This window comes from Halobacillus sp. ABA4_118 (assembly GCF_056160205.1).
On record NZ_JBSWWS010000001.1, the window covers coordinates 1,977,576 to 1,997,420 of the forward strand.

15 protein-coding genes are annotated in these 19,845 nt (G+C 48.4%); 10 read left to right on the top strand and 5 right to left on the bottom strand.

Annotated elements, in window-relative coordinates; genetic code table 11:
- Window positions 1–86 precede the first annotated feature (86 nt).
- Complete coding sequence (locus tag ACXAGL_RS09905) at window positions 87–1,502, bottom strand: hypothetical protein (protein WP_474990999.1); 1,416 nt, start codon at window positions 1,500–1,502, stop codon at window positions 87–89.
- A 154-nt stretch (window positions 1,503–1,656) separates the two neighbouring features.
- Between ACXAGL_RS09905 and ACXAGL_RS09910 the strand changes: the two genes are divergently transcribed.
- From ACXAGL_RS09910 to ACXAGL_RS09935, 6 genes are all read left to right on the top strand, one after another.
- Entirely contained in the window at window positions 1,657–2,604 is a 948-nt protein-coding gene (locus ACXAGL_RS09910) for a nucleoside hydrolase (protein ID WP_474991001.1), read from the top strand.
- 151 nt (window positions 2,605–2,755) lie between these two features.
- Window positions 2,756–3,655: an ROK family protein gene (locus tag ACXAGL_RS09915; protein ID WP_474991003.1), complete on the top strand. Its 900-nt coding sequence runs from the start codon at window positions 2,756–2,758 to the stop codon at window positions 3,653–3,655.
- A 128-nt stretch (window positions 3,656–3,783) separates the two neighbouring features.
- Complete coding sequence (locus tag ACXAGL_RS09920; protein WP_474991005.1) at window positions 3,784–5,937, top strand: type IA DNA topoisomerase; 2,154 nt, start codon at window positions 3,784–3,786, stop codon at window positions 5,935–5,937.
- A gap of 297 nt (window positions 5,938–6,234) precedes the next feature.
- Window positions 6,235–7,194, top strand: a complete 960-nt coding sequence (locus ACXAGL_RS09925) for an ATP-dependent 6-phosphofructokinase (RefSeq protein ID WP_474970337.1) — start codon at window positions 6,235–6,237, stop codon at window positions 7,192–7,194.
- A 557-nt stretch (window positions 7,195–7,751) separates the two neighbouring features.
- Window positions 7,752–8,141 (top strand): YbaN family protein, encoded by a 390-nt coding sequence (locus ACXAGL_RS09930; RefSeq protein WP_474991007.1) that lies wholly within the window; start codon window positions 7,752–7,754, stop codon window positions 8,139–8,141.
- A 96-nt stretch (window positions 8,142–8,237) separates the two neighbouring features.
- Entirely contained in the window at window positions 8,238–8,744 is a 507-nt protein-coding gene (locus tag ACXAGL_RS09935; protein WP_474972113.1) for a YehS family protein, read from the top strand.
- 495 nt (window positions 8,745–9,239) lie between these two features.
- Here the strand turns inward: ACXAGL_RS09935 and ACXAGL_RS09940 are convergent, their stop codons facing one another.
- The 4 genes from ACXAGL_RS09940 to ACXAGL_RS09955 form a co-directional block, all read right to left on the bottom strand.
- Window positions 9,240–9,437 carry a hypothetical protein gene (locus tag ACXAGL_RS09940; RefSeq protein ID WP_474967315.1) on the bottom strand — a complete coding sequence of 66 codons (198 nt, stop codon included), beginning with the start codon at window positions 9,435–9,437 and terminating at the stop codon, window positions 9,240–9,242.
- A 73-nt stretch (window positions 9,438–9,510) separates the two neighbouring features.
- Entirely contained in the window at window positions 9,511–9,780 is a 270-nt protein-coding gene (locus tag ACXAGL_RS09945) for a hypothetical protein (protein ID WP_474967316.1), read from the bottom strand.
- Window positions 9,777–10,022, bottom strand: a complete 246-nt coding sequence (locus ACXAGL_RS09950; protein WP_474967317.1) for a hypothetical protein — start codon at window positions 10,020–10,022, stop codon at window positions 9,777–9,779. Before ACXAGL_RS09950 ends, ACXAGL_RS09945 begins: the two co-directional genes overlap by 4 nt.
- Before the next feature lie 70 nt (window positions 10,023–10,092).
- Window positions 10,093–14,286 carry a cation-translocating P-type ATPase gene (locus ACXAGL_RS09955; RefSeq protein WP_474991009.1) on the bottom strand — a complete coding sequence of 1,398 codons (4,194 nt, stop codon included), beginning with the start codon at window positions 14,284–14,286 and terminating at the stop codon, window positions 10,093–10,095.
- 158 nt (window positions 14,287–14,444) lie between these two features.
- On the opposite strand from ACXAGL_RS09955, the gene ACXAGL_RS09960 reads away from it, so the two are divergent.
- From ACXAGL_RS09960 to ACXAGL_RS09975, 4 genes are all read left to right on the top strand, one after another.
- A complete protein-coding gene (locus ACXAGL_RS09960; protein WP_474972108.1) occupies window positions 14,445–14,903 on the top strand; it encodes a hypothetical protein in 459 nt (152 codons plus the stop codon).
- 123 nt (window positions 14,904–15,026) lie between these two features.
- Window positions 15,027–15,677 carry an SDR family oxidoreductase gene (locus tag ACXAGL_RS09965; RefSeq protein ID WP_474967320.1) on the top strand — a complete coding sequence of 217 codons (651 nt, stop codon included), beginning with the start codon at window positions 15,027–15,029 and terminating at the stop codon, window positions 15,675–15,677.
- Between the two features lie 245 nt (window positions 15,678–15,922).
- A complete protein-coding gene (locus ACXAGL_RS09970) occupies window positions 15,923–17,827 on the top strand; it encodes an LTA synthase family protein (protein ID WP_474991012.1) in 1,905 nt (634 codons plus the stop codon).
- Window positions 17,828–17,997: 170 nt separating this feature from the next.
- Entirely contained in the window at window positions 17,998–19,617 is a 1,620-nt protein-coding gene (locus tag ACXAGL_RS09975) for an FAD-dependent monooxygenase (RefSeq protein ID WP_474991014.1), read from the top strand.
- The last annotated feature ends 228 nt before the right edge of the window (window positions 19,618–19,845 follow it).

Here is a 19,845-nt window from a genome sequence, read left to right on the forward strand (position 1 = left end):
GCTTGCCGCGGGCACGGCCGCAGCTCCTGAAGGCACTGGGAAAACATCGGGTTTCCCTGCCGCATGAGAACCAGTGGAAGGGCTTATTATAGGAAGAAGAAAACAACAAGCTGTAGATACAGCTGAACCATTAAATAAAAGACAATGGCGTATTTGTAGTTGAACATCAGTCCGTTTTTGACAATGCTTAATTTATTCACAGAGCTTAAGATAATCGACGGGAGGATCAGTGGTGACACCATGATGGAAATCACGCTTCCTGAGGTGATGCCGAGCACGACGATTTCCGGTGGATATGGAAGTTCCACTCCTTGAAGAATCCCGGATACAAGAACAATCACGGTCAGTGGTCCCAAACCGATGAATCCGAGGATGATGACGACGAACGGCAGCACCCATAGGAAATTCAGGAACGGTACAGCGTCTGTAATATAAAACAGTCCATCGATAATGTATTCTCCATATCCTGACTGGTTGACCGCATTGATTAAAAAGCCGGCCGCCAATAGAATGGAAAACTGCTGGGCTTTATTAGGAATGCTTTCCTTCAGATAAACTTTTCCGTTCTCTACAATTGCCCCTGTTCGACCGCGGACGATGAAGTAAAGGATGACCCAGGCGGTAATGACGATCGGAATAATCAACAGCAGGTCGACAGCCCATACAGCGTTCAGGATGAAAATCGATCCAAACAACGTCACAAATAATACAGCAAACTCGACAGCATCTTTATTGCCGCGGGTGTCCTGTTTTTTCTGCTCGGCAATTTCAGCAAGCTGCTCCTGTATGCCTGCGGTCAAATCCACTCCGTAGTGCCGCTCCTGATATTTGGAAAAGAGAACAGACAGAAGGATGCCGGCAAAGGATATAAAAAATCCCTGCAGAATTGATAGACCGAGTGATGCTCCTAGCGCATCGACGGCGAAAATGAAACTTGGAATGCTGACGACCCACATCGTCGTTAAACTGAAAGCACGAAGGAGGGCGGTCCCTTTATAGTTTTCCCATGCTTCGCCTTTCTGTTTGTTGAGAAAATCGTTGATCATCCCGTATACCATCGGAATCGATCCGAACAACAGGAAATAGGAGATGATCTGGGTGATGACCATCATTCCGAAATAAAATTTCCGGCTCGTATTCAAAAGCCTCTGTGCAAAGTTAATGACCGATTCGATGTACGGTTTTTCCTCAAGCACCCAGCTGATCGCAGGGACGATCAGCAGGAGCGCAATCAAACCATTCATTACGGTGAAGCCCTCCACCACGCCCTGAGTGAGGGATGTGCCCGCAATGAGGTGGACAAAGAGGGCAATGATTAACAGGAGTAATGAAATCCATGCCTGTTTTACCGGAAGCAGAACATATCCGATGATGAAGGCGGCCAGACCAAACAACGACATAGCGGTGGACAAGGTCTCTCCGCCTGCAAAGGAAACGATAAAATAAATAAGGACATAAAGGCTGATCAATAAAGTGTAGCCCCGTTTAGCCATTGCTTTCATGTTGAATGCTCCAATCTCTTGCTTTGTATTGACTCACATATCGTATCATAAGGCGCCTCAATTATCTTAGGATGTGCACAGAAGCATAGGTTCTACCATTTTTTTTAGTATGATAATGAAGAAGGAATACTTATACATAAAGGGGGAACGTAAGATGAGACGCGTCATTATCGATACAGATACAGCCGGTGACGATACAATCGCCCTGTTAACGACGCTTCATCATTTCAAGGTGGAGGGGGTTACCATTACCGGGGGAAATGTGGCTTTCGATCAGGAAGTTGAAAACGCGCTTTATACGATTCAGGTCGCAGCCCCGGAGGAGAAAGTGCCGGTATACAAAGGGGTGGAGCGTCCGTTGAATGCAGTGGGGATGACGGCTCACCGTACCGTTGAAGACGTTCATGGAAAGGATGGCATGGGCGGTGCCTTTTTTGATCCAGCCACCCAGCGTCCGGAAACGACACATGCGGTAGACTTTATGATTGATACGATCAGGAATAATCCTGGGGAAATTGAACTGCTGGCTATCGCTCCGCTGACCAACATTGCGATGGCTTTCCAAAAGGACCCGGGTATTATTCCGCTGATTCCGCATGTGTATGTCATGGGAGGAACGAATAACTCGCTTGGCAATATTACAGCCGCGGCTGAGTACAATTTCTGGGTCGATCCGGAGGCTGCCAATATCGTCCTCCAGTCAGGCGTTCCTGTCACAATGGTCGGATGGGAGATGTGCGTCGCTTATTCGGTGATGGATGAGGAGGACCACCGGGAAATCGAAGGCCTGAATACCACCGGCTCCCGATTTTTCACAGCGGTCAACAAGGTGGTAAGGCAGTTCAATAAAGAAGTACACCGTCTGCCCGGAACCACCCATCCGGACACACTGCTTGCTGCGATAGCCGCGGATGCATCCATCATGACTGCATCTCATTCCTATTACGTCGAAGTCGAGACCCAGGGGAGACTGACCCGCGGGTACAGTATGGTGGACATCAATAACCGGAGTGGGTGTAAAGCCAATGTCCGCGTCTGTGAAGCGGTCGACCGTGAAAAATTCAAGCAGACGCTCATCCGTGTTTTATCTTCTATTGAATAGGTGGATGCTAATTTTCATGAAAAAGACGAGTAAGAACGATCCATCATGGTAATGGAACATAGAGAAGGAACTTATAGGTCCGGTTTCATTTGGTAGGTCTTCATTCTGGATGTATAGTAGATGTATAGAGAATCGTAAAGGAGTGATGGATATGAAAACCATCGGCATTGATCTGGGCGGCACCAACCTGCGCGCAGGTGTCGTAGATGAAAAGGGAAGCATTCTTGTTGAGAAAAGCATCCGCACCGAAACGGATAAAGAGCCGGCTTATGTGATTCAGCAGATGAACGACATAATCAAGGAACTGATGGACAGCCATGACATTGCATCCATCGGAATTGGATCTCCAGGTCCTCTCAATCCTCACCAAGGAAGAATTCTCAGCCCTCCAAATTTACCGGGTTGGGATGACATTCCACTTGTTGATGAGGTGCAGGCAGCCGTCGATATTCCGGTGTACCTCGACAACGACGCTAACGCAGCTGCACTCGCTGAAGCGAAATTCGGCGCAGGGCGTGGTCATAGCTCCAGTTACTACATAACGATCAGCACCGGAATCGGCGGTGGTTACGTCCTTGACGGAAAAATCGTTCAAGGGGCCCAGGGGTATGCCGGGGAAATCGGTAATATGATTTTAAAACCGGACGGCCCGAGCTGGTCCAATCTGAATGCTGGTTCCTTCGAATCCCTGGCTTCTGGTACGTCTATCGGGAGAGAAGGAAAAGCGCGCCTTGGTGTAGACGGCGGTGCGGAAGAGGTTTTCCGGAAGGTGAAGGAAGGGCACGAAGCAGCAGCCCTCATCATTGATGATACGATTACCTATTTAGCCATGGGCATTGCCAACCTTACTCACATTGTAAATCCGTCTGTGTTTGTGCTTGGAGGAGGAGTGATGCAGTCGGAGGATCTGCTGCTTGTCCCTCTGCGGGAACGGTTGAATAATTATTTGTATCCGCAATTGAGGAATCAGGTGAAACTTGAGCCGGCGGAGCTGGGCACGAAAGCTGGATTGATTGGTGCAGCACTGCTTGGTCGGACAGAAGCGCTCTGATAGGGGCATCTGTGTTAGGCCCTTCTCCTTTTATGACGTAGATTTCTGGTGAAATACTCTTCCATTTCCCCTTGCTTTCCAAACCGTCTCATAGTACTCTTGTGGTCTATTGAAGGGAGTGGAAGACCATGGAAAAGGTGGTCATCTTAGCCGAAAAACCCTCGCAGGCAAAAGCCTATGCCGAGGCCTTTACCGCTCAAAATAAAACGAAAACCTATATACAATTGAAACCTGACCATACGTTCCCGGACGGAGCAGTCATTACGTGGGGTGTCGGCCATTTAGTGGAGCTGAAGGAACCACACGATTATAAACCCGAATGGAAAAAGTGGAAGCTGGATCAACTGCCGATCGTTCCGGACCGGTACCTTGAAAAAGTGTCCAAAGGCAAGTGGGAACAGTTTCAAGCTGTTAAAAAACTGTTCCAAAGTGCTGATGTCATCATCAATGCTGCGGACGTCGACCGGGAAGGCTCCAACATTTTCTACAGCATCCTCCGCCTGACTGGTGTAAAAAACAAGCCTGTCAAAAGGCTTTGGATCAACTCCCTCGAGCGGGATGAAGTGCGCAAAGGATTTCAGAACCTGCAGGCCAATGATAAAGACCTGCGTATGTTCGAGGAAGCCAAAGCCCGCCAGATCAGCGACTGGCTTGTCGGTATCAACGCCAGTCGTCTGTTTACTCTGCTGCTGCAGAAAAAAGGGTTTGGCAGCTACTTATCGATTGGACGCGTCCAGTCGCCCACGGTGTATTTAATCTATCAGCGTCATAAAGAAATCGAAACCTTCGTCTCTGAACCTTTTTATCAGATCGAAGGACAGTTCCAAGCAGAGAAAGGGTCTTACAAAGGCCTGGCCAAAATCAAGGAAAAGGATAAGGCAAAAGTACAAGCCTTGATGGATGAATACGGTTTAAAAGAAAATGAACCGCTGGCCGGTATTGTGGGGAACGTCGATAAGAAGACAAAGTACATCAAATCACCGAAGCTTCATTCGCTTTCCACACTACAGAGTGTCGCAAACAGGCGTTGGAAGTACACGCCGTCCCAAGTGTTGAGAACGATGCAGAAGCTGTATGAGAAAAAACTCGTTACCTATCCACGGACGGACTGTAACTTTATAACGGAAAGTGAATTTTCCTACCTTGTGAAAAATCTGGATGGGTACCAGAAAACGCTGAACGTGTCGTTTACACCGGTTTCCACGAAGCCGAAGAAGCGCTACGTGGACAGCAGCAAAGTGCAGGAGCACTATGCCATCATACCGACAAAATCCGTACCGACAGAGAAAAAGCTGAGCGGGCTGAGCCGTGATGAGCAGAACATTTATAATGAAGTACTCGCTACGACGCTTGCGATGTTCCATACCGACTACATTTATGAAGAAACGACCCTGCACACCCATGTCAAGGAGCTGCCGTTTAAGACAACCGGTAAGCGCGACGTCAGTCAAGGGTGGAAGGAGCTGTTTCCGAAGCCCGCTAAAGCGAAGGAAAAGGAACCTCTGCTTCCTGAAGTCCATCAGGGAGAGGAAGTGGGCGCGAAGCTTCATATTAAAGAAAGCATGACGCAGCCTCCGAAGCCGTACACCGAAGGCCAGCTGATCAACATGATGAAGACGTGCGGGAAATGGATGGATGATGAAGAAGACGTTGAGATTCTGAAAGAAGTTGAAGGTCTTGGTACGGAAGCGACGCGCTCAAGCATCATTGAAACCATCAAAGCACAGAATTATATTGAAGTGAAGAAGAATAACGTCTATGTGACGGAAAAAGGGATGATGCTCTGCGAAGCCATCGAAGGCACGCTGCTGTCGAGTCCATCCCTCACGGCTAAGTGGGAGACGTATTTGAAGAAGATCGGCAGCGGAGAAGGATCCCGTCAGGTGTTTCTGAAGCAGACCGGACAGTTTATCGAAAAGCTCATTCAGGAAACGCCGGGCGCTCTGCAGCAGGTGGAAGTCCGGAGCACCGGAGAAAAGACATCATGGGGAAGCAGCAAAGAACCGATTGCCACATGTCCCTCCTGTCAGACAGGGGAGATCATGGATCGTTATAAGTTTTACGGCTGCTCCAATTATAAGGAAGGCTGTAAGGTGACTTTTCCGAAGAAGCTTGCCGGCAAGACTCTGACAAGAAATATGATCAAGACGCTTTGTGAGAAAAAGAAGACGAGAGTCCTCAAAGGCTTTAAGGGCAAGAAGCCGTTCAGCACCGCCTTGAAGCTGGATGAGAACTACAGCATCAAGTTTGATTTTGAAAGTAGAAATAAGCAGACCACATAAAAAAAGAGTCCTGCGCCAGGACTCTTTTTTTATGGTATTGTGGAAACTCAACCCTCAAATGTCCCTCCTGCATAGGTTTTCGTTTCAATGGTTGTGGTCATGATTTACGTATACCTTTGAGCTGGAGTATATTTGTTGAACTTTTGTAAAATAAACAGGAGAATGATGAGTAGGGATTTCTCGATGCAGTGATGGGGAAGAAAGAGAATCGGGAAGCTTAAGGACGAAACAGCGAAGCATCACACCGGCATTTCCAAGTGCCGGGGACGGATTCCTAGTGGAAAGTGAGTGGTCATGATGAAAAGATTCGGTGTATTAACAAGTGGAGCAGATGCTCCGGGAATGAATGCAGCCATCCGGGCTGTTGTCCGTTCCGGTATTTACTACGATGTGGAAATGATAGGAATACAATATGGTTTCCAGGGCCTTATAGATGGAAAAATGGATCAGATGGATGCTGCATCTGTCGGATCGATCATGCAGCGGGGCGGAACGATTTTACAGTCCTCCCCTTCCGATGTAATTCTTACTGAAGAAGGTAAAGGAAAGGCTCTTCAAAGGATCAAGGAGCATGGAATCGATTCCCTTATCGTCATCGGCGGGAAAGAATCGCTGCAGGCGGCGGCTGTCCTGGAAGAAGCGGGCGTACCCACTGCTGCGATTCCGGCGACGATTGATTCTGATATCCCTGGTGTTTCTGAAGTCATTGGTTTTGATACGGCTCTGAATACGGTAATGGACTACATTGACCGGATCCGGGATACGGCTTCCTCCCATGAAAAGTCTTCCATTATTGAAGTGATGGGCCGGGACACCGGTAATCTTGCTCTTTGGTCCGGACTCGCCGGCGGTGCGGAAAACATTTTGATCCCTGAGAAAAAAGAGGACCTGGACTCCATTGTTGAGCAGATCAAGCAGGGGCCGTCGCGCAGCAAACGCTACAGTATCGTTGTTGTTGCAGAGGGAACCGTGAGTGGGATCGATCTCAACGAACGACTGAAGCAGGAGGCAGGCATCGAGTCACGTGTGACGGTTCTCGGCCATACCCAGCGCGGAGGTGCCCCGACAGCGGCAGACCGGATTCTCGCCAGCCGCCTTGGTGCCTATGCGGTCGATCTGTTGATCAAGGATCAATCAGGTGTGATCGTCACGATAAAGGATCATCAGCCTGAAGCCCTTACCTATGGATTTGTCCATACGAAAACAGTACAAGTGGACGAAGACGTGTACAACCTATCCTCTCGTTTATCCATATAAAAAACTTCCCATCTTCAGGGTGGGACGTTTCAGCTTGTAGAGAAACCTCTGTTTCTTTACAAGCTTTTTTCTTTCTTACCGCCAGGAGCGAAAGGGGCACCGCTCCTTGGGAGTTTTTTAACATCGACAATGACTCTCCTTCACCCCGCTCACCCTTGCTGGATGACAATCTTTTTCATATTCCGGCAGGCAGCGGTCATCAGCGCCAGTTCTTTCCCTATTTTTCCACGCAAACGGCAATAACGCAGCCCATGCCGTTCTTTTGAATCTGCGAACCTGCTTCGTACACATTCTCTCTCCTCTATATTCTAACGTCGGAATGAGGAGCGTTCGGTGGTGATGCCCGCGGATTCCATCCACCGATAAGAGGAATGTGACCCTTCCCACGACAAATGGCTAACTCTACCTGGTTTACACAGGCTTTTTCGTAGATGGAGAAGTCCTCGGTTTCCATATGAAATAATGGAAACGGGAGGGGCGGAAGGGATACAATAGGAATAACCGGACTTCTATACAGGTATGATAATCGGTTCAATTTACTTTTTAAGGAGTTAATGATGAAACAAGTTGTGAAGGTTCTGCTGATCATTGTCGGAAGCGTTTCGCTTGGTCTGGGTATTCTGGGCATCATCCTGCCGTTGATTCCGACGACTCCGTTTCTACTATTAACAGCCGCTTGCTACGTACGGAGTTCTGATCGTCTGTACAACTGGCTGATGACGAATAAATGGTTTGGCAGTTATATACAAAATTATAAATCAGGCCGGGGGCTCCCCCTGAAAGCGAAAATATCGATCCTTGTAATGATTTGGTCTTCATTTTTATTCTCGGCTTTTTATATTGCACCAAATCTTCTTATGAAAGCCGGATTCATCTTCGGCGGGTGCTTTTTCACAGTGGTCATCTATCTGACGAAAACGTACAGGCCGGAAGAAGATCATTCCTGATTTTTTCTATTCAGCCTTATAGAATACGGAGAAACGTGGTAGGATGAGGACTGGTGTGAAAAAGCGGGAAAAGAACGTACAACAGGAGGTTGTGTAATGGATAATAACGATATATTGATTCGTCTGCGTTATGCTCTTGATTTGAGGGACAGCGAAATGAAGGAAATCTTTGAGCTCGGCGGCGAGGATCTGGCTGTGGAAGAGGTCAAGCTGGTGCTGACGAAAATAGAGGAAGACGATGAGGAAGCCGTAGACGGCATGGATTATATCAAGTGTACGAACAGTATGCTGGAATCTTTCCTGAATGGATTCATCATTTATAAGCGCGGTCCTCAGAAAACGAAGGACGGCGAGCCCGTCAAGCCTGACCGCTCCATCAAAAACCGTTCCAGTGTGAACAATGTTATGATGAAGAAGGTGAAAATCGCCCTGCAGCTGAAAAATGAGGATGTGATTGATATCCTTGATGAAGCGGGCGTAGCTATCAGCAAAGGCGAACTTAGTGCGATCCTAAGAAAAGAAGGGCATAAAAACTATAAGCCCTGCCTGGATAAGTTTGCCCGGAACTTCCTGAAAGGTCTGGCCATTAAGTATCGTACTTGAATTGAAAAAAAGCGTCCGGATCAAACGAGGCCACTGAAACCTCCTTCCTATCAAGAGAAGGGGGTAAAGGTGGTTGTTGCTTTTCACGAATCGCTTGTCGATGGATGCTTGCTGCGGGCACGGCCTCAGCTGACTTGGTCAAGAAAATCATTGGACCAAGTCGATCTTCGGCTCGCGCTGTTCCCGCAGGCGTCACCATCGAACGCTCATCGTGGAATCAACGGTAAGAACATCACTCTTTTTTTGTACAATGAAAAGAATACATAAAGACACGGATATGGGGCTGCCTCATCTTCGGTCTCGAAGGCATGCGCCTTCAAGGTGCCATCGCGCTCTTTACAGCGAATGTGAAACGAATCGGGACATGAATGAAGGAATAGAAAGGATAAGCCCCCCTGAAAATAGAAAAAAGCGGATGGCATGAAATATTTCATGCCATCCGCTTTTTTTAACTTGATCCTTCATTCAGTGGCCTCGATCAAACCGGATGTTTTTTTATATGGAAGACACGTGGACGGGGTCAATAGTGCTTGTGAGCGGATATTTCACCCGGAATTTACGATTGACAGCATGGATCAGCGCTTGTTTAGCTTCCTCAGATTTTATGGCACCTTCCTCAATATCCTCATGTTCCATCCTCACCTCAAAATCAATCTGATGATGTTTGTATTGGATTTTCCCTGAAACGATCATAGGAAAGAACCCCTCCTTATGCAGATCTTTTTAAGGAGAAGTTCCCTCCAGGCCTATTGGTAAAACTTTCTTATCAAAAGCCTAAAAATCGTTTAAGGGGAATCTGGCTCATCAGGTTGACGTTCGCTTCTTTGCTTTCTGTTTTCACTTTTTTCACGAACGATTTCATGAATTCTTCCCAGATATCTAAATACATCTGCTTATCCTGCTCATTTTCTTTTACGCCTTCAACAGATAAGGAAAGGGCGGTGTTTAAGTGCTGCATGGACTGCTTCAATTCCTGGACGACTTCCTTCTGTTTATCTGAAATATCAAGGTTGGAGGCTTTCGATTCTTCAGTCAATCTTCATACACCTCGCATTCAATTGTGTCCATGTTGTCCATCGCTCGTTTCATCCGCTCAAATTTCACATCATCGACCATGTCCTGCATACGCTCACCTGAACTGACGAGCAGAAACTTCATTTCATGCGATACTTCCCTCATGATCGGTCTGATGGTTCGTTTGATCACTGGAAAGACAGCGGATCCGGCAATGAGAACGACAGATCCTACTGCTGCTGTCTGAATTAATCGTAAGAACATCGGTTGCACCTCCGTAATGATCGGTCTTGTCTTAAGGTTTGCCCCTGGGTGTCAGCTTTATACCAGGGGATTATCCGGCAAAGGCCTGTACTGCGGCTTTTCGTGCTGGGCTGGAGCCGGGGGCACGATGGAATAAGGCATACACAGGTCCCGCAGCTAGCGCGGACCCGCAGGCCGCTGCAAGGACGAGCGCCCAGCTGCTGAAGGATAAGGGGGCTGTATGGAACATCCCGGCAAGCGGTGGAACATAAATAGCTGCCAGAAGGGCCAGTGTGGACCCTCCGATAGCTCCGAGCAGGAACTTATCCTGTTTCCAGTTGATGGATCGTTCTTTTGCGTGCTGTTTACTCCAAGTGAACGTCTGGATGAGCTGTCCGGCTACAAGCGTAGCAAAAGCGGTCGTCTGTGCCTGCACGAGAGAAGCTCCAGCTCCCAGGCTTATTCCAAACAGGGCAAGGGTTCCGGCTCCAAGGAGGATGCCGCGGGTGATCACCTGGGTGTATAACGGCTTATCGGCAATCCGCTCCCGGTAAGGCTCCTCTTTCTGCTCTCCTGGATTAATGGCGAATACCATAGCCGGAAGCGCATCGGTCAATAGATTCATCAATAGGATTTGAATCGGTACAATCGGAAGCGGCATACCCGCCAGAACAGCGGTGGATGTGACTAAGATTTCTGCAATGTTCCCGGATAATAAACAACCGAGGGCCCTGCGGATGTTGCCGATGATGGAACGGCCTTCTTTCACGGCATCAAGAATCGTCTGGAAACCATCTTCTGTGAGGACGATATCGGCCGATTCTTTCGTGACAGCCGTGCCTGTCTGTCCCATGGCAATGCCGACGTCTGCCTTCTTAATGGCAGGAGAGTCATTGACACCGTCACCGGACATGGCAACGACGTGACCCAGTCGTTGATAAGCTTCGACAATGCGAAGCTTATGATCAGGGGTGACGCGTGCAAAAATGTGGACATCCCGTACTTTTTCCTCGAGTTCTTCCTCTGTCATCTGATCGATGTCTGTACCCGTTAAGACCTGTTCCGGTCCGCTGTTCAGACCGATCTGTCCTCCGATAGCTGCGGCGGTTTTTGGATGGTCTCCTGTGATCATGACCGTTTGTATACCCAGCCGTCTGCTTTCTTGGATGCTTTGCTGGATTTCCGGTTTCGGCGGATCCATCATGCCGACGATGCCGACAAAAATCAAATGGTTTTCCACTTCTTCTACCGTGTCGGATTCCGGTTCATCGGTAATGGGAGCATAAGCAAAGGCCAGGACACGCAGGGCTTGGTCGGCGAATCGGGTGTTCTTCTCCAGCCACTTCTTCTTGAAAGACGCCGTTATTTTTTTCTTTGTGCCATTCATTTGGTAATGCGTACAGCGGTCGAGAACTTTTTCGAGCGATCCTTTCGTCATCACATAGCATTGCTTGTCCTGAACAGATTCGCGGCAGACGACAGACATCATCCCTCTATGGGAATCGAACGGAATTTCATGGGTGCGGTGCCAGTGGGCAAAGCTGCCTTCCGTCAATCCGTACTTTCTTCCGAGCGTCAAAATGGCCGCTTCGGTCGGGTCGCCTTTGACTTTCCATTCTTCTTCATGCTGGTGAAGCTCTGTATTATGACAAAGCCAACCGATGCGGAGCAGGTCTTGGAAGTCCTGATTGTTTTCTGGACCGTGGATCGCTCCTGACGGGTGATAGCCGGTGCCTTCAACTTTAAAGGAGGCAGAAGGTGTGGCGGCATTCGTCACAGTCATTTCGTTCTTCGTCAGCGTACCGGTTTTATCCGTGCAGATCACAGTAACGCGCCCCATCGCTTCGAGAGCACTCAGTTTACGTGTGACGGTTTTTTTCTTGGACAAGCGAAGGACGCCGGCACTTAAGGCTATCGTAATGGTAACAGGCAGTCCTTCCGGGATGGCTGAAGCAGCAAGGGCGACAGATGTGGTAAGCATCTGGCTGATGGTGCTCCCGCGTAGAAGGCCCGTAATAAATACGAGTGATCCAGTAACGAGAGCGACTTTTAAAAACATGCGGCTCACTTTGTCCACTTGCTGCTGGAGCATCGTTTTTTCATTCGGTTCCTCTGTCAATAATGTGACGAGGTGTCCCATTTCTGTGTGAAGGCCGGTACCAACGACAACGGCTTTCGCCCGGCCGCGGGTGACATCGGTTCCCATGAACAGCATATTGCTGCGGTCGTTGATGGACGTCTGCGCCTGAATCGTAAGGGTTGATTTGGCGACAGGGAGAGATTCTCCTGTGAGCGCCGATTCGTTCACCTCCAGGTTGTTGGCCTGCAGCAGCTTCAAATCAGCCGGCACTCGTTCGCCTGCATCGATTTCTACAATATCGCCCGGGACGAGAAGATCGGCCTCCAACTCTGTTCGGCGGCCGTTCCGTATAACTGTACAGGCCGGCGCCTGAAACTCACTCACACTATTGAGAAGGTTGGCTGCTTTCTGCTCCTGATAGGCGCCGATCCCTGCATTGGCCAGCAGAATGGCCCCCATGACGATGCCTTCAAACAGGGCCCCTTGGAAGGCGCTGATGACAGCTGTTCCTGCCAGAATCAGCGTGGTGAATTCCTTCAACTGATTGAAGTAGACCGTAATCCAATGTGGGCGGGCCTTCACCTGCCACTCATTCTTCCCATACTGCAGCCGCTTCTTTTTGACTTGAAGGGAGGAAAGCCCTTCGGCAGGATGGGTCTTCAATTGCTCGACAATGTCCTCATTGGCAAGAGAATGCCAGTTGGAAAAGGACTGCTGTTGTTCAAGCGCAGCCGCCAGCTCCAGCTTCTGTTTTTCTGCAGGCTTTTGAACTGCCTTTGTGTTGTATTTCTGCTTTTCAATGGAGGAGAGAAAGAGCAGAAGCAGGGTATCTGCCATCAAATTAATGACAGGCGGGCTGTATCGTCCCATAAAGGCAAGGGCGGTTCCGGCAGCATTCCACGTACCGGAAATGCCGAGCTGCCATCGGTTTTTCCTGCGAAGTTTCAGAGCCGTTTGTAATGTTTCGGTTATCCCTGATAATTCACTGGAAGTGATAGAAGGATAGTGGCTGAAACTCGAAGGAGCACCAGCTTCCTCAACGACTAGAACATTTCTGGAATCAGCGGGCCACTCGCTCGTACCCTGAATGACCATCAAATGAGGGAACTGGTGGTGAATCAGTTCAGCAGTCTCCCCGGATCCTTCCACATGAATGTTGGTCTGTTCCGGGAGGGCAGCTAAAAAGGCCATCGCATCTTCTGTCAGCGACCGGTCATTTTCCATCAAGCGGTCAGGGTGGTTCAAGATAACGGTATCCAGTGCGGCGAGTTGGAACAACGAACCTTTATCGGGGAGCACGGCTCCGCTTTCCTTCGAATCAAGTTCGGCTTTTTTCCATGTGATTTCAGCAGCGACTCGTGCCGGCCGCGGGTTGGCAGCGAGCAGAATACCGATCGTAGACACCACATTTCTGGTCAGCAGGAGGTTGGCACCTGCAGCAAGGAATCCGAGGCGTCCTGTCTGTTTTGCATACGACTCTACTTCAGGCAGAACATAGGACCCTTCCAGATAACTGTCTGTATCAAAGGCTTTTTGGCGCTGCCAGTTTAAAGCTGTGAGAATCGTTAGTCCGGCGAGAACGACGACATTTTCCCGGATGAGGGCAAGAGCCAGGGAGGCGGTCCCCAGCAGCCAGTCGATCTTCCATTCCGGAAAACGCTTGTTCACCTGCTGAATCCCCCGTTTAAAGTAAGGGTAGCCGGTCATGATGGCTATGCCTGCCCCCATATAAAAAGGAAGAGGATGGGACGCCAGAGCGGATGGACCCCGGATCCAGCGTTTCAGGCTGAGCACGAGCAGACCTCCTGCGCTCACCAGCCAGGCGAAGGGCAGAGAGCGGAGGTGTTTTTTCATTTTCGGGATGAGAGAAAGGTCTGGAGATCCTGGACAGGACACGGCTGCGGCCGCCTCCTGAACCATTTCAGGGCTTTCACAGCATCTGTGCTTCTGCTTATAATACGCTTGCTCAAACTCGGCGATCAGCTTCGTCAACTGCTTCAACTGAATGCGCGTTTCTTCAAATAAAAGAAGGACGTTTCCTGTCGTCGTGCTGGCTTTTACTTTAGTGACGCCTGGGATCGACTGGAAAATCCGTTCGAATTTCTGCTGAATCTCTGGATTTCTTTCAAGGTCATACAATTCAAAGCGAAGCTTTCCGGAGGATGCGTGAAACGCTCGCGTCCGTAGCTCTAAACTTTCATACATGCCCATCTTCCTTTACTGCCGATTTGTAAAATTCCTGTTAAATAACATAGTCGTTATTGTAAACTTCACAGCGTTATTTATTCATGAACAGAAGGATCTTTGATGAATGAAAGCGGGCGGGGCTGGAAACAATGAAAAGATAGAAGGAGGGTATTGCCATGTGGAAAAAAGTATTGGGCTTGAATAATCCCCTCGGCTGGGTCGTAGCAGGGGCAACCGTGCTCGTTTTTTCGGAGGACGCAAGAAAAGGTACACGTAAGGCCGTCGTTAAAAGCGTTGGTGCCGCCATGTATTTGGGAGATCGGGTAAAAGGTTTTGCTGTCGGTAACGGATTCGGCATCCAGCACCTCCTTGAGGATGCCCGCAAGGAGAAACAGCAGATGCGTTTGTCGGACGGAGGACTGACCCATTCCGTCAAAGAAGGGGTAAGCCAGGCAGCGGATGCGACGATGGATACGTACTCTAAAACGAAAGAGAAAATTGGACAGCTTTTCGATCAGCCGCACGAGCAGACACAGCCGGCTTTCGCAGCGAATGTCATGAATGATGAAGCCATGCAGGCAAAGCTCAGTGAAATAGCTGAGGAATTCCATATGAAACCGCCGAATGATCAATAAAGGCGTGAAAAGCCGGCAGGGAACCCGGCTTTTTTTATGGGCTGGAGGGTTCCTAGGTTTCTTTTTCTTGAAAAAGGGATACATATAAGGGAGATACTTATCGATGAAAGGATGGATTTTTCCATGAAGGTACTTGTCGTAGGAGCCAATGGTCAGGTAGGAAAACACCTTGTACAAAACATACAAAACCATGATGATATAGAAGCCGTAGCTATGATCCGTAAAGAGGAGCAGGCCTCCTATTTCAAAGATCTTGGCGCAGAAACCGTCATTGTTGATCTTGAGGATGAGACCGAAAAAATGGCGGAAGCCTTTGAAGGCGTGGATGCTGTCGTGTTTACGGCGGGGTCAGGTCCGAACACAGGACCGGATAAAACGGTAATGATCGACCTTGATGGAGCTGTGAAAACGATGGAGGCCGCCAAACAAAAAGGGGTCAGCCGCTATGTGATGGTCAGTTCCTTTGATACGACACGTGAGGCGATTCAGGGAGCCCCGGCGTCTTTCGCTCCGTATGTCATTGCGAAGCATTATGCCGATGACTGGCTCCGTCGTACGAACTTGAATTATACGATCGTCCATCCAGGTATTCTGACAAATGAAAATGGGACCGGTCAGGTAGAGGCAGCGGAGACCGTTGAACGGGGAGAGATTTCCCGGGAAGATGTTGCAGGTGTTCTGCTTTCGGTGCTTGAAAACGAATCAACGATTGGAAAAGAGTTTCAAGTCGTTGGTGGATCCACCTCCATCAAAGATGCTGTGAACAAACTCTAAGCTTTCGAACAGGGACAGCCTGCTGATTCAGCAGGTTGTTTTTTTATGTTTTCAGGTGCTGCTTCTTCTTTGATTACGTGGGTGTTACAGAATTAAAAGAACATAACAGATTATTTAAAACAAGGGGTTTTTCTTTAAAATATGTTATGATCAGTTTTGTCGTAGAAAAAAACGGCACCCATGATGCAGCGAATGTGCTGTCGGTATTTCAATTGATTTAGGTTTAATAAAACGGAGGTTATTTCATGATTTCTAAATGGAAAGCTAAATTGGGAGACCCCGCCAATAAGAAGAAAGTAATGATTTATGGAGCGGTGATGGCTGTCTTCTGGCTGAAGATGTATATCATCCAGAGCGGCATTTTCAACCTTGACGTTGAAAACTTCAATGAAGCCTTAATTCTGGCCTTCAACCCACTCAGCAGTATTTTTCTTCTATTTGGTGTAGGGATTCTGCTTGCCGGCCGTAAAGGTATGCTGGCCATGTATATTGTCGGATCGCTTTTATTATATTTTAACGTCTTATTTTACAGAGAATACTCTGATTTCTTGACCATTCCTATGCTTGGGCAGGCCGCAAACCTTGCCGGGCTCGGAGGGAGTATTACAGATATCCTTTCTTGGACAGACATTTTCTTGTTTGTCGATATTTTTGCAGCGGCCTTTCTTTTGTTCTATTTGAACGGGAAGCGCCTGACGTCTTTCCAGCCGAAGCGTAAAGAAGGTTTCATCCTTGCGGCGCTGGCCATCCCCTTGTTCATCGTGAATATCGGATGGGCGCAGACGGAACGTACTGAACTATTGCAGCGGGCCTTTGACCGCAATATGCTGGTGAAATATATCGGCGTTCTGAACTTCCACGCTTATGACGTCGTGCTTCAAGGACAGACCGAAGCGAAGAAAACGTTCGCAGACAGCAACGAACTCGTTCCGGTTCTCAATTATTTGAACGAAACGAAGTCCGGTGCAGGTGAAGAAATGGAAGGGGCAGCGGAAGGAAAGAACGTCATCCTACTTTCGCTTGAGAGTACGCAGACGTTTGTTGTGGATAACACATTGAACGGGGAAGAACTGACTCCTTATTTCAATGACTTGAAAGAAGAGGGAGCTTATTTCAGTAACTTCTACCATCAAGTGAAACAGGGACGTACGTCCGATTCTGAGTTTCTGCTCGATAACTCTCTCTATGGACTGAACCGTGGAGCAGCTTTCTTTACCCATTCAGGTAATGAGTATGAGGCCACTCCGGAAGTTCTTGATCAGGAAGGCTATACGTCATCAGTCATGCACGCTAATGATGCGACTTTCTGGAACCGGAACGTCATGTACGATTCTCTCGGGTATGATCGTTTCTATTCGAAGAAAGACTATGATGTAACGGAAGAGAAGTCCCACAGCTGGGGTTACTTGGATGAATATTTCTTTGAAGATTCCTTAGCGAAAATGGAAGAGATGGAAGAGCCGTTCTACAACAAGATGATCACGCTCACCAACCACCATCCCTTTACTCTTCCAGAAGATAAACAGCTGATTGAAAAAGGAGAAACATCCAGTCAGACGCTGAACAACTACTTCCAGACGATCCGATACCAGGATGAGGCATTGAAGCAGTTTGTGGAGGAATTCAAGCAGTCAGACCTCTATGACGACACGGTACTCGTCATATACGGGGACCACTTCGGGATTTCTGAAAACCACCAGCAGGCGATGGGGGAATATCTCGATAAAGATATTAACGATTACGAGCAGTTCCAACTTCAGCGAGTGCCGCTTCTAATGATTGGAGAAGGCATTGAAGGTAAGGAATATGACACCGTAGGCGGACAGATTGACCTGCGTCCGACCTTGATGAATATGCTCGGTGTAGAAGATGACAACCCGATCCAGTTCGGTCAGGACCTGTTCAACGAGGACCGTCAGGAGCTGATGGTCACACGTGACGGAAACTTCGCCAACGAAGAATATGTCGGCGTCAACGGCACCTGCTATGACCGGGAAACGGGTGAAGAGGTCGAAGACGCGGCCTGCGGAGAAGGCTTTGAACAGGCAGAAGAAGAACTGGCCTTGTCTGATTCCGTTGTATACGGAGACCTGCTTCGTTATCTGGATGAAACAGAGATGATTGAAGAAGAAGAGACGACTGATCAATAAAAATAGAGAAAAAAGAGTCTGCATATATGTGCAGGCTCTTTTTTTAGTGCTGTGTTTTTCTTGATGGTCCCTTTACGAATATGCCTCAATACGCTTGAAGCTCTGCCAGAAGGGTATCGTACAATAGGTTGCGTTATACAAAAGTACGTAAAAGGAAGGGGCACAGAATCATGTCTTCCGTTATTAAAACAGAAGTGATCGTCATCGGTGCTGGTCCTACCGGTTTGATGGCGGCCAATGAACTGAAAAAACAGGGCATCGACTTCATCTGTCTGGAGAAACGCGAGGCACCATCCGATCTCTCCAAGGCACTCGGCATTCAAGCGCGGACGATGGAAATGTTCGAGCTTCTTGGTGTGCACAAGGAATTTCTCGAAAAAGGTTATCCAGGCCCCGGGGCTAAGCTTCATCTTGGTGGAGAGAATGCCTCCGTTGTGGAACTGTACCATATTGAAAGCCGTTATCCTTACCTCTTAATCCTCCCTCAGAGTGAAACAGAAAAAATCCTGGAAAACCATCTCGCCTCGCTCGGTGGTACAGTCGAACGGGAGCACGAGGTGATGGATGTTCATCAGGATGAAACGGGCGTATACGTCAAGGCTTCCTGTAACGGGAAAGTGAAGGAATATAAAGCGGACTATTTAATTGCAGCAGATGGCGCACACAGTAAAGTCCGTGAGGCGCTGCACATCGATTTTGAAGGCGAAGATGAAGGGTACACCTTTTTCCTTGGTGATGTCGATGTTCCGGGTCTTGAAGAAATTTTTATTCATATGCACTTGAATGACCGCGGGGCAGTCGCCTTCTTTCCATACAAAGACGGCAGTTACCGGGTGGTCGGTTTTGACCGCGCCAGGCAGGGGCTTCCTCACAAAGATGAGTTGACGATGGAAGAACTGCAGGATAGCGTCAATACGGTTCTGAAATATTCCTACCGCCTTGAAAACCCGACATGGCTCTCCTATTTTGGTACTGCTCACCGTCAGGTCCCCGATTATCGGAAGAACCGGGTGTTTTTTGTTGGAGATGCGGCTCATATCCACAACCCGTTCGGAGGCCAGGGAATGAATCTCGGCCTGCAGGACGCTTCCAATCTGGGTTGGAAGCTGGCTTCAGTATTGAAAGGCTATGCTGCAGATTCGTTCCTGGATAGTTATCAGGATGAACGCTTTCCTATTGGGAAGGATGTTTTGAAAGAAACGTCCCGGATGTTGAAAGTCGTAAATCTGGAGGGAACTCAGGGAAAAGTCCGCAACTGGGCTGGAAAAGCAGCGCTGACTCAGGACTGGGTGCAGCAGAAAATCGCCAATCATCTATCCAATATCCATAACGAATATGAAAAGGTGAAACGGAATAAAGAGCTGAAGGATTCCACCCTGCCGCGTAAAGCGATCCAGGCCGGCCATCGTGTACCTGATCATCTTTTGTTTTTCGATGGGGCGAAGGATGAGAGGCTGTATCCGTTCATCTGCGAATATGGATTTGTCTGTCTGATCTATATTGATGCCCAACATCAGGATGTCATAGATTATGCCTACACATTTGCGCAAAAAGTGAATGACCAGTACCAAGGGCTGATGAAGATATTCCTTGTGGCTAAAGGTGGGACTGTCCATACGGATGGTGATGATTTACCGATCATTTATGATGTCCACCGGCACATGGAACGGAAGCTCGGCATGGAAAAAGGAAGTGCGCTTTTGATCCGGCCCGATGGCCATGTCGCCTTTCATGACACATCGATGGATGAAGAGAGGACGCTTGAGAAACTGCACCAGCTTTTTCAATAAACGAGAGAGGAAACCCGCTTCTATTAGAAGCGGGTTTCCTCTCGTGGAATCACCTTTTCATAATGAACGAAAATTCATTTTTGTCCTCTGCTGTGTGGATTGGTGAGGCTTACATGGAGCTGCCACCCTTTTCACTTTTAAAACATTCCTATATAATTTCTTCTCGTAGATAAAACTAACGTAAACTCATGTACTCCCATTCAAAACCATGACGAACGTATAGGAGCA

Coding starts and splice junctions, on each gene's coding strand:
- ACXAGL_RS09905 (WP_474990999.1), bottom strand. CDS start 1,502: ATGAAAGCAATGGCTAAACGGGGCTACACTTTATTGATCAGCCTTTAT.
- ACXAGL_RS09915 (WP_474991003.1), top strand. CDS start 2,756: ATGAAAACCATCGGCATTGATCTGGGCGGCACCAACCTGCGCGCAGGT.
- ACXAGL_RS09930 (WP_474991007.1), top strand. CDS start 7,752: ATGAAACAAGTTGTGAAGGTTCTGCTGATCATTGTCGGAAGCGTTTCG.
- ACXAGL_RS09960 (WP_474972108.1), top strand. CDS start 14,445: ATGTGGAAAAAAGTATTGGGCTTGAATAATCCCCTCGGCTGGGTCGTA.
- ACXAGL_RS09935 (WP_474972113.1), top strand. CDS start 8,238: ATGGATAATAACGATATATTGATTCGTCTGCGTTATGCTCTTGATTTG.
- ACXAGL_RS09975 (WP_474991014.1), top strand. CDS start 17,998: ATGTCTTCCGTTATTAAAACAGAAGTGATCGTCATCGGTGCTGGTCCT.
- ACXAGL_RS09910 (WP_474991001.1), top strand. CDS start 1,657: ATGAGACGCGTCATTATCGATACAGATACAGCCGGTGACGATACAATC.
- ACXAGL_RS09955 (WP_474991009.1), bottom strand. CDS start 14,286: ATGTATGAAAGTTTAGAGCTACGGACGCGAGCGTTTCACGCATCCTCC.
- ACXAGL_RS09950 (WP_474967317.1), bottom strand. CDS start 10,022: ATGTTCTTACGATTAATTCAGACAGCAGCAGTAGGATCTGTCGTTCTC.
- ACXAGL_RS09970 (WP_474991012.1), top strand. CDS start 15,923: ATGATTTCTAAATGGAAAGCTAAATTGGGAGACCCCGCCAATAAGAAG.
- ACXAGL_RS09925 (WP_474970337.1), top strand. CDS start 6,235: ATGAAAAGATTCGGTGTATTAACAAGTGGAGCAGATGCTCCGGGAATG.
- ACXAGL_RS09965 (WP_474967320.1), top strand. CDS start 15,027: ATGAAGGTACTTGTCGTAGGAGCCAATGGTCAGGTAGGAAAACACCTT.
- ACXAGL_RS09940 (WP_474967315.1), bottom strand. CDS start 9,437: ATGATCGTTTCAGGGAAAATCCAATACAAACATCATCAGATTGATTTT.
- ACXAGL_RS09920 (WP_474991005.1), top strand. CDS start 3,784: ATGGAAAAGGTGGTCATCTTAGCCGAAAAACCCTCGCAGGCAAAAGCC.